Here is a 14,188-nt window from a genome sequence, read left to right on the forward strand (position 1 = left end):
CGAAATCGCGTCAGTCCGCGACGGTCAGCCAGTCCTTGAAGCCCGAGGGGTCGTGCCGGCCGAGCGCGCCGTGTTCGAAGAGACCCCAGCCCTCGCTGGTCTTGCCGCCCTCCGTGCATTCGGCGCGGCCGACGTGGTCGATCACGCCGAACATGCTGCGGCCGTTGACTGCCGGATCGGTCATGTCGTAGGTGAGGCGTTCGCTGAACTTGTCGCCCTTCCAGACGCCGTGCAGCCAGTCCGAGTCGCCGCCGTATCCGCCGCCGATGTGGATCGGCACCGGCAACTTGGACTCGACCTCGAACACCACCGGAGAGCCGTCCGGAGTGGTCGCTTCGATGGTGGCGCCGTAGGGGATCCGCGTTCCGGAGGTGTAGTGGATCTTCACCCGCGGCCAGCCGAGTTGTTCGACGCGGCCGTCGCGCCAGATTCGGGTGCAGTCGTTGAGGCTGCGGAATCCGCTGGGATCCTCCTGGATGATCATCACGATCGCGAAGTCGTCGAACGCCATCGGCACGTACAGCCACCACATTCCCTCGAACGGCGGATGGGCGGGCCTGCCGGCGGGTTCGGGTTCCCCGATGGGGCGGATACCCCACGACCGGTCGCGGCTCCCGATCCACACCGACGGGTCCACGGTGATCTCCTCGCCGTCGATCGCGATGACGCCGCTCCACGTGCCGACCTGCGCGAAACGCTGCGCGTCCAACGTGATTCGCGTCCCGGTGCGCAGCATGTGGCGCTGTTCCTGCACAACGTCGAAGAGGCCGTTCCAGGTGAGGTCGACGGCGATGCCCTCGGTCTCCTCGAGCACGATGCGCAGTTTGTGCAACGGTTCGGTGACCTCGACGCGGTAGCCCAGCACGTGCTGGTTGAGCCGGTCGGAGTCGATGCCGTCGGACAGATGCACCGCAGTCTGCGTGCTGCCGCGGCGCACCAGCACGAACGCGTCCTTCACCCCCAGGTTCGGGTAGTACCCGATGCCGGTGATCAAGAAGATGTCACCGCTGCGGTCATGGGCGTTGAAGTAGGACCGGTCGTAGAAGTTGCGGTCGGAACTCCCCGGCCACGCGATCGGCTGCGGGATCTGGTGGATCGGGAATTCGTCGGTGGGGCCGAGCATCAGGCGTCATCTCCAATGAGTCGTTTCAGCAGTGCGCCGTGGTAGAACAGCGATTCGACGTCGTCTGGCTGTTCGATCTCACCGAAGCGCACCCGCCGCGCGCTGGTGCGCATGAACACGCACGCCCAGATCACACCGGAGTAGACGTAGAACCAGTGCAGGTCACCGAGTTCGACACCGGTGAGCGCCGCGTAGGTCTGCTTGACGTCCTCCTCGCGCATGAAATCGGGCAGCCCCGGCAGCCCGGCCAGGCCCGCCAGTTCCTGGAACACGTTGTGCGCGAAGATCATCCACGCCGCATCCATCTCGCGCGGTCCGAGGGTCGCCATCTCCCAGTCGAGGACGGCGACCGGCTGGTAACCGGAGTACAGCACGTTGCCCACGCGGGAGTCGCCCCAGACCAGGACCGGATCGTTGGCCGCGGCATCGGCGGGCCAGTTGGCCTCGAGCCAGTCCAGCGCGCGTTCCACCAGTGACGAGCGACCGATGTCCGGGACGGCGAACCGATACCAGTCCTGCAGCCAATTGAGGTTGCGCCGCAGCGCATTGCGATCGGATCCGTTGTCGAGGAAGCCGAACACCTTCTCGGGCTCCGGGATCGAGTGCAGCTTGGCGATCACGCCAACGGTGGCGTCTTGCAACTCGCGCCGCTGTTCGGCGGGGGAGTCGGAGAACCAGTTGCCGCCGAAGGTGTAGGGCATGACGTCGGGAGGCACCCGGCCGTCGACGTAGTCCATCAGGAAGAACGGCGTCCCGAGCACGTCGCCGCTGTTCTCCAGCCACCGCACCTGCGGCACCGGAACGTCGGTCTTCTCCTGCACCAACCGGATCACGTCGAATTGGTGATCCATCCGGTACGACGAGAACACCGGGACGTCCTCGGTGGTCGGCGCGACCCGCGCCACCCACTTCTGTTCCTGCGGCTGCCCGTCGGCGGTCCATCGCCCGGTGAGGATGATGGTCTCCGACGACATCCCGTTGGCGTCGACACCGCTTTCCACGGTGATCTCCGGGGCCGCCCCGCCGGGCAGGACGGTCGACAACCACCGCGACATCACGCCGGGCAGGGAGCTGAGATCGCGACTCGAGTGTTCTAGGCGGCTGACATCTTCGACAGCCGGTTCATTGGCCACAAGCTCTTCTTTCGACGGTAATTACGATACGGTGGGTAGCGTTATGAAACCAGACGCGTCATCGGTTGACAAGGCCCCCGGCGCCGGGCGACCCCGCGACCCGCGCATTGACGCTGCCATATTGCGCGCCACCGCGGATCTGCTTGCGGAGATCGGTTATTCGAATCTGACGATCGCTGCGGTGGCCGAGCGGGCGGGCACCACCAAGACCGCGCTGTACCGCCGGTGGTCCAGTAAGGCCGAGCTCGTGCACGAGGCGGCGTTCCCCGCTGCGCCGACCGCGATCGCCACGCCGCCGGGGGATATCGCCGCCGACATCCGCGCCATGCTGGCCGCCACTCGCGACGTGTTCTCGACCCCGGTCGTGCGCGCGGCGCTGCCCGGCCTGATCGCCGACATGGTCGCCGACGCCGAGCTCAATTTGCGCGTGATGGACCGGTTCACCGGGGTGTTCGCGGCGGTCCGCAATCGGCTGGCCGACGCGGTTCAGCGTGGCGAAGTCTATCCCGACGTCGACCCGGACCGGCTGGTCGAGGTGATCGGCGGCGCGACCCTGCTACGGATGCTGCTGCGACCGGGCGAGCCGCTCGGCGACGACTGGGTTGAGCAGACCACCGCGATTGTGGTCCACGGCGTCGTCGCCTAACTCTGTTAACCCCTTCATGCGCGAGCGTGCGTGTTTGCACAAGACACGCCGCGCCGAAGCAACACTTCGCGCACGCTCGGCGCCCGCGAGCGTGCGCGAAATGCTGTGGATCACCCGCGGGTCGTCTACAGACACGCATGCTCGCGGAAACCCTGCTCAGGTGTCGATCTGGCTCTTGTTGCGCTCCGAGATCGCGGCGAACCGGTCGCCGAGGCCGTCGAAATCGCGGTGCTGGGCATACGCGATCTTCTCCTCGGCGGCCAGCGCGGGGTCGATCACCGCGGCGGCGCCGGTCGTGTAGATCTCCTTCAGTCCGCGCATGACGGACGACGGCACCTCGGCGATCTGCGTGGCCAACTCGACGGCCCGGCCGAGCAACCGGTCGTGGGCGACGACCTCCGTGACCAGTCCGATGCGCTCGGCGCGGGCCGCGTCGACCACCTCGCCGGTCATCGAGAGCCGACGGGCCATGGCCAGCCCGACCACCTGCGGGAGCCGCGCGGTCATGCCGCCACCGGGCAGAATGCCGACTCGGGCGTGCGTGTCGGCGAAGACGGCCCGCTCCGAGGCGATCAGGAAGTCGCAGCCGAGCGCCATCTCCAGGCCGCCGGTGAAGGTCGCGCCGTTGATGGCCGCGACGGTCGGCGTGCGCATATTGCCCGTCGCGGCGATACAACTCTGCGACCGGAACTCCTCGAAATAGCCGAGCCCGTCACGTTGGGCCTCCTTGAGGTCGACACCGGCGCAGAACGCCGGGTCGGCGCCGGTGAGGACGACGGAATTGACGGACTCATCGGCATCGGCCTCGGTGAGCGCGGTGTAAGTTGCCTTGATCAGTCCGCGGCTCAGGGCGTTTCGGGCCTCCGGGCGGTTCAGGGTCAGCACCCGTACCGGGCCACGGTCCTCGACGAGCACGAGCGAGTCGGTCATGCGATGACGGTAACCCGGGGCCGCCGAGCACGAAAGGCGTGCCTCGGGCCTAACGCAGGAACTGGTTGGCGCTGTCGGCCAGATCCAGAAGCGGTTGCGGTAGCGCGCCCAACGCGAACGTCACCGCCGCGGTCACCGTCACCACCGTCGTGCTGAGCGCGCTCGGCACCACCACGGTCGGTGCGTCCTCGGGCGGATCGGTGAAGAACATCAACACGATCACGCGGACGTAGAAGTACGCGGCGATCGCGCTCGCGATCACGCCGACGATCACCAACGGGATCGCGCCGCCTTCACCCGCGGCCTTGAACACCGCGAACTTGCTGACGAAGCCACTGGTCAGGGGGATGCCGGCGAATGCGAGCAGGAAGAGCGAAAACACGATCCCCACAATGGGATAGCGGCGTCCCAGTCCCGCCCACCGCGCCATCGCGGTATCTTCCTCGCCGTTGCGGTCGCGCACCAGGCCGACGACCGCGAAGGCGCCGACCGTGCTGAAGCCGTAGGCGAACAGATAGAACAGCGTCGACGAAAGTCCCGCCTCGTTGGCGGCGATCAGGCCGGTGAGGATGAAACCGGTGTGGGCCACAGCGGAATACGCCAACATCCGCTTGACGTCCACCTGCGTCACCGCGGTGACGGTGCCGACCACCATCGTCAGGATGGCGATCGCCCACAGCACCGGTCGCCAGTCCTCGTGCAGACCCGGCACCGCGACGTAGAACACCCGCAGCATCGCGCCAAATGCGGCGATCTTCGTCGCCGCGGCCATGAACGCCGTGATCGACGTCGGTGCACCCTGATACACGTCGGGTATCCACGAATGGAACGGCACCGCGCCGATCTTGAACAGCACACCGACGAGCAACAGGGCGGTGCCGATCAGCGCCAGCGACGTCTTACCCGAGCCGGCGGCGACGGCTTCGGAGATACCGACCAGATCCAGCGTCCCGGCGTACCCGTACAGCATCGCCACGCCGTAGAGGAAGAACGCCGAGGAAAAGGCGCCCAGCAGAAAGTATTTCAGCGCCGCCTCTTGCGACAGCAGACGACGCCTGCGCGCCAGCCCGCACAGCAGATACAGCGGCAGCGAAAGGACTTCCAGCGCGATGAACATGGTCAGCAGGTCGTCAGAGGCGGGGAACAGCAGCATTCCGCCGACGGCGAACATCGTCAGCGGGAAGACCTCGGTCTGGATCACTCCCGACTTGGTGGCCAGTTGTTCGGCGACGCTTCCGGGTGTGGCCGATGCCTGAGGGGTGAACCCGTCGAGTCCGCGGCGCACCCCGGCACCGACCTCCGCGCCGACCTGCCGCTCGGCTATCAAGAGGACGCCGAGGACGCCGACGAGCAGGATCGTGCCCTGCAAGAACAACGCCGGTGTGTCGATGACGACGGCCCCCATGACCGCCGAGCGGCCAACGGCGCCATGCAGATTCCGCGCCAGCACCACCACGGCCACCAGGGCGGCCGCCAATCCGCCGAAGCAGAGCACCAGCTGGCTGGCATACCGATGCTGTCGCGGGAGGAACGCCTCGACGAGCACCCCGGCGATGGCGACCCCGAAGATGATCAGTAACGGGCAGATCAGTCCGTATTCGACGGTGGGCGGGGTGAGGGTCATGGTCTCGGCCCTTCCGCGAGTCTGGGAGCGGGATCAGGTTGATCGATCGTGGTCAGGGTGTGGTCGACCGCGGGATTGATGACATCCAGCGCGGGTTTCGGATACACCCCCAACACGAGCAGCAGCGCGATCAACGGGGCGACAACGACGAGTTCACGCGGCACCAGGTCGCGCACCCGCTCGTTGCCCTCGGTGACGGCTCCGGTCATCATCCGCTGGTACATCCAGAGGATGTAGATCGCCGAGAGCACCAGCGCGGTGGACGCGAACACCGCCAGCACGGGGTACCGCGTGAATGTGCCGATGAGCACCAGGAATTCGCTGATGAACGGCGCCAGGCCCGGTAGCGACAGCGTCGCCAGGCCGGCGACCAGGAAGGTGCCCGCCATCACCGGCGCCACCTTCTGCACGCCGCCGAATGCGCGGATCACGCGGGTGCCCCTGCGCGACACCAGGAATCCGGCGATCAGGAACAGCGCGGCCGTCGACAGGCCGTGGTTGATCATGTACAGCGTCGAACCGGACTGTCCCTGGCTGGTCATCACGAAGATGCCCAGGATGATGAACCCGAAGTGGGAGATCGACGTGTAGGCGATCAAGCGCATCACGTCGGTCTGACCGATCGCGAGGATCGCACCGTAGACGATGCCGATCACCGCGAGGGTGACCACCAGCGGCTGGAAATACATTGACGCATCGGGGAACAACTGCAGGCAGTAGCGCAGCATCCCGAATGTCCCGACCTTGTCCATGACGGCCATCATCAGCACCGCGCTGGCCGGGGTGGCCTCGACGGCGGCGTCGGGCAGCCACCGGTGGAAGGGCCACAGCGGTGCTTTGACCGCGAAGGCGAACATGAACCCGAGGAACAGCAGGTTCATCACGGCAGGGTTGACGGCGAACGCGCCGCTCGACACCGCGGCCACGATCTCGCGGAAGTCGAACGTCCCCGCGGCGAACGCGTCGCTGGAGGCCGTGACCACATACAGCCCGATCACCGCGGCCAGCATGATCAGGCCACCGAACAGGTTGTACAGCAGGAACTTCACCGCGGCCTTGCCGCGGTTCTCGCCGCCGAAGCCGCCGATGAGGAAGTACATCGGGATCAGCATCGCCTCGAAGAACACGTAGAACAGCAGGATGTCCAGCGACACCAGCGACATCAGGACCATGCCCTCGACGGCCAGCGTCAACGCCAGGTAGGTCTGCACCGACCGTCCGCGCAGCCCGGTCTGGGCGTCGGCGTCGTTCCAGCCGGCGATGATCAGCAGCGGCACCAGCACGGCGGTGAGCACCACGATCGCGAGCGCGATCCCGTCGACACCGAGAATGTAACCCGTGCCGAACGACGGGATCCACCGGTGGGATTCGACGAACTGGTACTGCTCGCCGCCCGGTTGAAAGTCGACCGCCAGGACGGCGGTGATCGCCAGTACGGCGATCGAGACGGCCAACGCGAACCACTTGGCCAGCACCCGCTGGGCGGCGGGAACGAGGATCACCAGCGCGGCGCCGACGGTCGGCGTCGCCCAGAGCACCGTGAGCCAGGGAAAGTTGTTCACCAGAGTTGCACCGCCAGGATCGCCGCGACCACCAGAACCGCACCGGAAAGCATGGAAAGGGCATACGAGCGTGCGTAACCCGTCTGCACGCGCCGCAGGCCCGAAGACAACCGGGCCACCAGCCCGGCCAGGCCGCTGGCCGCGCCGTCGATCGCCTCGTCGTCGATCTCGACGAGCCCGCGGGTCAGCAGTTGGCCGGGCCGCATCAGCACCGCCTCGTTGAACGCATCGCCGTACAGGTCGTTGCGCGCCGCGACGGTGAGCGCCGAACCGTCCGGGACGTCCTCTGGCACAGGCTTGGTGGCGTACATCCGGTAGGCGGTGACGATGCCCACCGCCACCACGGCCAGGATCACCGTCGTCACCACCCAGACCGGTGCGACGTGGTGCACCTCATGCGCGCCTACCACCGGTTCGAGCCAGTGTTCGAGCGTGCCGCCGATCGCGAACGCCGCACCCGAACCGACGGAACCGATGGCCAGAAGGATCATCGGCCAGGTCATCACCGCGGGGGCCTCGTGCGGGTGCGCATCTGGCGCCCAACGTTTCTCGCCGAAGAAGGTCATCAGCATCACCCTGGTCATGTAGAAGGCGGTGATGCCGGCGCCCAAAATCGCCGCGCCGCCCAGGATGATTCCCTTGGCGCCACCTGCGCCGAGCGCCGCTTCGATGATCCCGTCCTTGGAGAAGAAGCCGGCCAGCGGCGGTACGCCGATGATCGCGAGGTAGCCCAGGCCGAAGGTGGCGAACGTGATCGGCAGCGCCTTGCGCAGGCCGCCGTAGCGGCGCATGTTCACTTCGTCGTCCATCGCGTGCATCACCGAACCGGCGCCCAGGAACAAACCGGCCTTGAAGAAGCCGTGTGTGAGCAGATGCATGATCGCGAACGCGTAGCCGACCGGTCCGAGCCCGGCGGCCAGCACCATGTAGCCGATCTGCGACATCGTCGACGCCGCAAGCGCTTTCTTGATGTCGTCTTTCGCGCAGCCGATGATCGCACCGAACAGCAGCGTGACCGCGCCGACGATGACGACGCCGAGCTGCGCGTTGGGTGCGAGGTCGAACACCGGGCCGGACCGCACGATGAGGTAGACACCCGCGGTGACCATGGTGGCGGCGTGAATCAGCGCGGACACCGGCGTCGGGCCCTCCATGGCGTCGCCCAGCCAGGACTGCAGCGGCACCTGCGCGGACTTACCGCACGCGGCGAGCAGCAGCAGCAATCCGATCGCGGTCAGCACACCCTCGCCGGCGCTCGGCGCGGCGGCGAAGACGCCCGCATAGGAGATCGACCCGATGTAGGCGAACATCACCATCATCGCGATGGCCAGACCCATGTCGCCGACGCGGTTGACGACGAACGCCTTCTTGGCCGCCGTCGCGGCCGACGGTTTGTGCGCCCAGAAGCCGATCAGCAGGTACGACGCCAGGCCGACGCCCTCCCAGCCGACGTAGAGGCCGAGGTAGTTGTCGGCGAGCACGAGCAGCAGCATCGCCGACAGGAACAGGTTCAGGTACGCGAAAAACCGTCGCCGTCCGGGGTCTTCGGCCATGTAGCCGATCGAGTAGATGTGGATCAGGGAGCCGACACCGGTGATCAGCAGCACGAAACACATCGACAGCTGGTCGAGTTGCATCCCGAAGTCGACCTGCAGCCCGCCGACCGGCACCCAGGAGAACAGCGCCTCGTGAACCGCGCGGTGTTCGGAGTCCCGGCCCAGCATGTCCACGAAGAGCAGCGCGCCCACCACGAACGAGCCGATGGCGGCGGCACAGCCCAGCAGGTGGCCCCAGGCGTCGGTCCGACGGCCGCCCAGGAGCAGGATCGCCGCGCCGGCCAACGGCAGCGCGATGGTCAGCCAAACAGGAATCGTCATCGCGCCTCTAGTTCTTCAGCAGGCTGGCGTCGTCGACCGAGGCCGACTGGCGGGCACGGAAGATGCTCATGATGATCGCGAGGCCGATGACCACCTCGCACGCGGCGACCACCATGGTGAAGAACGCGACCACTTGGCCGTTGAGGTGGCCGTGCATGCGGGAGAACGAGACGAACGCGAGGTTCGCGGCGTTCAGCATCAGTTCGACGCACATGAACATCACGATGGCGTTGCGGCGCAACAGCACCCCGGATGCACCGATCGTGAACAGCAGCGCCGACAGATAGAGGTAGTTGTCGGGATTCATTCCCCACCTCCTCTGCCGTTCGTGACGGTGACCGTCCGCTTCTGCAGGATGGGGCTGACCGACAGGTCGGACCCCGAACCGTCCGGCAACCGGGCGGCGATGTCGACGGCGTTGTTGCGCGCGAACACACCAGGATTCGGCAGCGTTGTCGGGTACCCGCCCGGCTTGAACCGTTCTTCGGCGAGTTCGCGTTGGGTCTTGCGGCGCTCGAAGCGTTCCCGGTGCGCCAACACCATCGCGCCCAGCGCGGCGGTGATCAGCAGCGCGCTGGTCAACTCGAACGCCCACAGGTAGCGCACGAAAATCAGCGCCGCCAACCCTTCGACGTTGCCGCCGGCATTGGCCTGCGCGAGCCCGGTGAACCCGCCGGCCGAGACGTTGCCGATGCCCGCGATGAGCAGGATTCCGAAGCCGACACCGATGACGATGGCGGCAACCCGTTGTCCGCGAATCGTTTCCACGAGTGAGTCCGAGGAGTCGACGCCGATGAGCATCAGCACGAACAAGAACAGCATCATGACGGCGCCGGTGTAGACCACCACCTGCACGACGCCGAGGAACAGCGCACCCTGGGCGATGTAGAACACCGCCAGCACGATCATCGTCATGGCCAGAAACATCGCCGAGTACACGGCTTTCGGCGCGGAGATCACCCCGAGCGCGCCGAGCACCGCGACGGCGCCCAGCACCCAGAACAGCACGGCCTCGGTGGTCGTGGTGTGCCCGGGAGTGTCCGCGGCCACCGCCGCGAGCAGGTCGAGCCTCATCGGACGTCCCCGGTGACTTTCTGGGTCTCCGGTTCGACGGGCCCGACGTTGCCCAGGTAGTAGTCGTCGTCGGTGGCGCCGGGCGCCATTGGATGCGGCGGCGGCAGCATGCCGGATCGCAACGGCGCCAACAGCTTGTCCTTACCCCAGATGAGGTCGGCGCGGTTGTCGTCGGCCATCTCGTATTCGTTGGTCATCGTCAACGCCCGCGTGGGACACGCCTCGATGCACAGGCCGCAGCCGATGCAGCGGAGGTAGTTGATCTGGTACACGCGGCCGTAGCGTTCACCGGGGGAGTACCGTTCGTCTTCGGTGTTGTCGGCGCCCTCGACGTAGATGGCGTCGGCGGGGCACGCCCAGGCGCACAGTTCGCACCCGATGCACTTCTCCAGACCGTCGGGGTACCGGTTCAGTTGGTGACGCCCGTGATAGCGCTTGGCGACGGGCCCCGGCTTCTCCGGATACTCCTCGGTGATCGGCTTTTTGAACATGGTCCCGAAGGTGACTCCGAAACCCTTTATCGCGTCGAGGAACTTAGGCATCGGCTCGCTCCTTGGTTGCGGTCGGCCCCAGACCAGGCTCTGTGCTGCTCGGCAGGGGCGGGACGGGGAAGCTTTCCGGATCCAGCTTCTGCTGCGGGATCTCGCGGACATTGCGACGGCGCGCCGACCGCCACAAACCGACGACGACCAGCAGCGCGACGATGGTGCCAAGAGAGGCGAGCGTGGTGGTGACCTGGCTGAAGCCTTCGTTGCGTAGCGCCCGCGCCGTGGCGACAATCATGATCCACGCCAACGAGAACGGGATCAGCACCTTCCAGCCCAGCGCCATGAACTGGTCGTAGCGCATGCGGGGTAGCGTGGCGCGCAGCCAGAAGAACAAGAACATGAACCCCCACACCTTGGCGACGAACCAAAGTAAAGGCCACCAACCGGTGTTAGCGCCGTCCCACATGTTGATCGGCCACGGGGCGTGCCAGCCGCCGAGGAACATCGTCGTCGCCAGCGCCGACACAGTCGTCATGTTGACGTACTCGGCGAGCATGAACATCGCGAACTTGATCGACGAGTACTCGGTGTGGAACCCGCCGACCAGTTCGCCCTCGGCCTCGGGCAGATCGAAAGGCGCGCGGTTGGTTTCGCCGACCATCGAGGTGACATAGACCAGGAACGACGGCAGCAGCAGGAAGACGAACCAGGTGCCGTCCTGGGCGGCGACGATGCCGGAGGTCGACATCGAACCCGCATAGATGAACACCGCCACGAACGACAGAGCCATCGCGATCTCGTACGAGATGACCTGTGCGCTCGACCGTATCCCGCCGAGCAGCGGATACGTCGAACCCGACGCCCAACCGGCCAACACGATCCCGTACACGCCGATCGACGTCGCGGCAAGGATGTAGAGGACGGCGACGGGCATGTCGGTCAGCTGTAATGCGGTGCGGTGACCGAAGATCGAGACCTCGCCGCCCAACGGGATGACGGCGAACGCGATGAAGGCGGGCACCGCCGAGATCACCGGCGCGGCGAGGTAGACGAACTTGTCCACCCCGGTGGGGACCAGGCCCTCCTTAAGGGCGAGTTTGACGCCGTCGACCAAAGACTGCAGGAGTCCCTTGGGCCCGACGCGGTTGGGGCCGAACCGCATCTGCATGCGCCCCAACAGTTTGCGCTCGATCAGGATCGCCGAGAGAACCGACAGCATCAGGAACGCGAAGACCGCCACCGACTTGCCGAGGATCAGCCACCACGGGTCGTGTCCGAACAGAGTGGGATCGGGATGGATCACGGCTCGGCCCGCCCGATCGACACGACGTCCCCGGGCGAGACGCCGAGGCTGCGGTGGACCGCCGAACCCGGCGAGTTCAGCGGTAGCCAGAGCACACGGTCGCCCATGTCGGTGATGACCAGCGGCAGCGTGATCGTCCCGCGTGGCGTCCGCGCGGTGACCAGATCGCCGTTCTGAGCACCGATTTCGGCGGCCGTGGTCGCCGAGAGCCGGGCCACCGGCGTGCGCGCGGTGCCTGCCAGATGCGGTTCGCCGTCCTGCAGGCGGCCCTCGTCGAGCAGCATCCGCCAACCCGCGAGCACGGCCTGTCCCTCGACCGGAAGCGTGCGCTTCGACGGCGCGACGCTCGGTGCTTCGGGTCGCCGTCCCGCCCACATGCCCAGGCGGGAGATCTCGTCGCCGGCGGCCGACGCGGTCGGCAGGTTCAACGCCACACCGATCTCGTCGGCCAGGAAGTTCAGCACCCGCAGATCGGGGGTGGCATTGGTCTTGAGCGACGGCTGGAACGGGCGAAGTCGGCCCTCCCAGTTCAGGTATGAACCGGCCTTCTCCACCACCGGCGCGATGGGGAAGACGACGTCGGCCGCCGCGGTGACCGCGCTCTCCCGCAGTTCGAGGCTGACGACAAAGGGCGCGGACTCGATCGCGGCCAGCGCCGCCTCGGGATCCGGTAGGTCGGCGACCTCCACGCCGCCGACGAGCAGGGCGCCCAGTTCGCCGCTGCGCGCGGCCTCCAGGATCGCGGTGGTGTCCCGGCCCGGCGCGCTGGGCAGCGCGTCGACGTGCCACGCCGTCGCGGTCTGCTCGAGGGCTGTGCCATCGCTGATCGGCCGGCCGCCGGGCAACAAGTTGGGCAGCGCACCGGCTTCCACCGCGCCGCGCTCACCGGCACGTCTGGGCACCCACGCCAGCCTCGCGCCGGTCGCTTCGGCCAATCTGCCTGCCGCAGAGAGGGCTCCGGGCGAGGTGGCCAGGCGCTCGCCGACCATGATGATTGCGCCGGGCAGCCGCAGCTGCGGGTCGCTGGCCAGCTCGTCGAGCGCGGCGGCCTCGTGTCCCGGGGCGGCCGTGACCAGCCGGCCGCGCAATTTGGACAGGCTGCGGGTGGCAAAGGGCGCGACGGCGATCACCTGCAGCGCCTTCTTGCGCACGGCCTTGCGCAACCGCAGGAACACGATCGGAGATTCCTCTTCGGGCTCGAACCCGGCCAGCAGAACCGCCGGTGCGTTCTCGAGGTCGGTGTAGGTCACCGTCATCGGCTGACCCGCGACGTGGGCGGCGAGGAAGTCGGCCTCCTCGGCGCTGTGCGGCCGGGTCCGAAAGTCGATGTCGTTGGTGTCGAGCGCGATCCGGGCGAACTTGGAGTAGGCGTAGGCATCTTCGAGGGTCATCCGACCGCCGACCAGCACACCTGCGCTGCCGCTGGCCGCGGCCAGCCCGTTGCCGGCCACCACCAGCGCTTCGGACCAGGACGCCGGCCGCAGCTTGCCGTCCTCGTCGCGGATCAGCGGTGTGGTGATGCGGTCGCCCTGAGTGGTGTACGTGAACGCCCACCGGCCCTTGTCGCAGTTCCATTCCTCGTTGACCTCGGGTTCGTCACCGGCCAACCGGCGCATGACCTTTCCGCGCCGATGATCGGTGCGCTGGGCGCATCCCGACGCGCAGTGCTCGCACACGCTGGGGCTCGACACAAGGTCGAACGGCCGGGCCCGGAACCGGTAGGCCGCCCCGGTCAGCGCGCCGACCGGGCAGATCTGCACGGTGTTGCCGGAGAAGTACGACTCGAACGGCTCGCCCGGCGCGATGCCGACCTGTTGCAGCGCACCGCGTTCCAGCAGCTCGATGAACGGATCGCCGGCGATCTGCTCGGAGAACCGGGTGCAGCGCGCGCACAGCACACAGCGCTCGCGGTCCAGCAGCACCTGGGAGGAAATGTTGATCGGCTTCGGGAAGGTGCGCTTGACGTCTTCGAAGCGTGTTTCGGCGCGGCCGTTGGACATTGCCTGGTTCTGCAGCGGGCACTCGCCACCCTTGTCGCACACCGGGCAGTCGAGCGGATGGTTGATCAGCAGGAACTCCATGATGCCCTGCTGCGCTTTGTCCGCCTCCGCTGAGGTGTACTGCGTGCGCACCACCATGTCCGGGGTGCAGGTCGTCGTGCACGACGCCATCGGCTTGCGCTGCCCCTCGACCTCGACCAGGCACTGCCGACAGGCACCCACCGGGTCGAGCAGCGGATGGTCACAGAACCGCGGGATCTGGATCCCGATCAGTTCGGCGGCCCGAATCACCAACGTGCCCTTCGGAACACTGACGTCGACGCCGTCGATCGACAACTGGACCATCTCGACGCCGGTGTCCGCCCCGGTATCAGCGGTCTGCGTCATTGTGCCCCCTTTTCGCCGCGAACACGCGGCCACTGCAAAGG

The 14,188-nt window shown here is 67.0% G+C and carries 12 protein-coding genes; 1 reads left to right on the plus strand and 11 read right to left on the minus strand.

Going from position 1 to position 14,188, the window contains the following annotated elements; all coding sequences use genetic code 11:
• Window positions 1–10: 10 nt before the first annotated feature.
• Together A5698_RS20335 and A5698_RS20340 are read right to left on the minus strand one after the other, a co-directional pair.
• Complete coding sequence (locus A5698_RS20335) at window positions 11–1,123, minus strand: Rv3169 family protein (RefSeq protein WP_068300482.1); 1,113 nt, start codon at window positions 1,121–1,123, stop codon at window positions 11–13.
• Complete coding sequence (locus A5698_RS20340) at window positions 1,123–2,256, minus strand: phosphotransferase family protein (protein ID WP_067081903.1); 1,134 nt, start codon at window positions 2,254–2,256, stop codon at window positions 1,123–1,125. Before A5698_RS20340 ends, A5698_RS20335 begins: the two co-directional genes overlap by 1 nt.
• 43 nt (window positions 2,257–2,299) lie before the next feature.
• Here A5698_RS20340 and A5698_RS20345 point away from each other — a divergent pair, with 43 nt between their 5' ends.
• On the plus strand, window positions 2,300–2,902 hold the full coding sequence (locus tag A5698_RS20345) for a TetR/AcrR family transcriptional regulator (protein ID WP_068300483.1): 603 nt from the start codon (window positions 2,300–2,302) through the stop codon (window positions 2,900–2,902).
• Between the two features lie 156 nt (window positions 2,903–3,058).
• On the opposite strand, the gene A5698_RS20350 is transcribed toward A5698_RS20345, so the two are convergent.
• From A5698_RS20350 to A5698_RS20390, 9 genes are read right to left on the minus strand one after another with little or no spacing between them, the layout of a single operon-like run.
• Complete coding sequence (locus tag A5698_RS20350; RefSeq protein WP_068300485.1) at window positions 3,059–3,832, minus strand: enoyl-CoA hydratase; 774 nt, start codon at window positions 3,830–3,832, stop codon at window positions 3,059–3,061.
• A 49-nt stretch (window positions 3,833–3,881) separates the two neighbouring features.
• Complete coding sequence (gene nuoN, locus A5698_RS20355; protein WP_068300487.1) at window positions 3,882–5,456, minus strand: NADH-quinone oxidoreductase subunit NuoN; 1,575 nt, start codon at window positions 5,454–5,456, stop codon at window positions 3,882–3,884.
• A complete protein-coding gene (locus A5698_RS20360) occupies window positions 5,453–7,021 on the minus strand; it encodes an NADH-quinone oxidoreductase subunit M (RefSeq protein WP_068300492.1) in 1,569 nt (522 codons plus the stop codon). The genes nuoN and A5698_RS20360 overlap by 4 nt, the downstream gene beginning before the upstream one ends.
• Complete coding sequence (gene nuoL / locus A5698_RS20365; protein ID WP_068300493.1) at window positions 7,015–8,895, minus strand: NADH-quinone oxidoreductase subunit L; 1,881 nt, start codon at window positions 8,893–8,895, stop codon at window positions 7,015–7,017. Before nuoL ends, A5698_RS20360 begins: the two co-directional genes overlap by 7 nt.
• A 7-nt stretch (window positions 8,896–8,902) precedes the next feature.
• Entirely contained in the window at window positions 8,903–9,202 is a 300-nt protein-coding gene (gene nuoK, locus A5698_RS20370) for an NADH-quinone oxidoreductase subunit NuoK (protein WP_067285375.1), read from the minus strand.
• The gene (locus tag A5698_RS20375; RefSeq protein WP_067285377.1) at window positions 9,199–9,969 is read right to left on the minus strand and encodes an NADH-quinone oxidoreductase subunit J; all 771 of its coding nucleotides are present in this window, start codon (window positions 9,967–9,969) and stop codon (window positions 9,199–9,201) included. Before A5698_RS20375 ends, nuoK begins: the two co-directional genes overlap by 4 nt.
• Entirely contained in the window at window positions 9,966–10,511 is a 546-nt protein-coding gene (gene nuoI / locus A5698_RS20380) for an NADH-quinone oxidoreductase subunit NuoI (RefSeq protein ID WP_067285379.1), read from the minus strand. The genes A5698_RS20375 and nuoI overlap by 4 nt, the downstream gene beginning before the upstream one ends.
• Complete coding sequence (gene nuoH, locus A5698_RS20385) at window positions 10,504–11,760, minus strand: NADH-quinone oxidoreductase subunit NuoH (RefSeq protein WP_068300495.1); 1,257 nt, start codon at window positions 11,758–11,760, stop codon at window positions 10,504–10,506. The genes nuoI and nuoH overlap by 8 nt, the downstream gene beginning before the upstream one ends.
• Complete coding sequence (locus A5698_RS20390) at window positions 11,757–14,147, minus strand: NADH-quinone oxidoreductase subunit G (RefSeq protein WP_068300497.1); 2,391 nt, start codon at window positions 14,145–14,147, stop codon at window positions 11,757–11,759. The genes nuoH and A5698_RS20390 overlap by 4 nt, the downstream gene beginning before the upstream one ends.
• Window positions 14,148–14,188 lie beyond the last annotated feature (41 nt).

Origin of the sequence: Mycobacterium sp. E136 (assembly GCF_001666865.1) — a bacterium.
Lineage (GTDB): Bacteria > Actinomycetota > Actinomycetes > Mycobacteriales > Mycobacteriaceae > Mycobacterium.

Coding starts and splice junctions, on each gene's coding strand:
- nuoN (WP_068300487.1), bottom strand. CDS start 5,456: ATGACCCTCACCCCGCCCACCGTCGAATACGGACTGATCTGCCCGTTA.
- A5698_RS20375 (WP_067285377.1), bottom strand. CDS start 9,969: ATGAGGCTCGACCTGCTCGCGGCGGTGGCCGCGGACACTCCCGGGCAC.
- A5698_RS20350 (WP_068300485.1), bottom strand. CDS start 3,832: ATGACCGACTCGCTCGTGCTCGTCGAGGACCGTGGCCCGGTACGGGTG.
- A5698_RS20390 (WP_068300497.1), bottom strand. CDS start 14,147: ATGACGCAGACCGCTGATACCGGGGCGGACACCGGCGTCGAGATGGTC.
- nuoK (WP_067285375.1), bottom strand. CDS start 9,202: ATGAATCCCGACAACTACCTCTATCTGTCGGCGCTGCTGTTCACGATC.
- nuoL (WP_068300493.1), bottom strand. CDS start 8,895: ATGACGATTCCTGTTTGGCTGACCATCGCGCTGCCGTTGGCCGGCGCG.
- A5698_RS20335 (WP_068300482.1), bottom strand. CDS start 1,123: ATGCTCGGCCCCACCGACGAATTCCCGATCCACCAGATCCCGCAGCCG.
- nuoI (WP_067285379.1), bottom strand. CDS start 10,511: ATGCCTAAGTTCCTCGACGCGATAAAGGGTTTCGGAGTCACCTTCGGG.
- A5698_RS20345 (WP_068300483.1), top strand. CDS start 2,300: ATGAAACCAGACGCGTCATCGGTTGACAAGGCCCCCGGCGCCGGGCGA.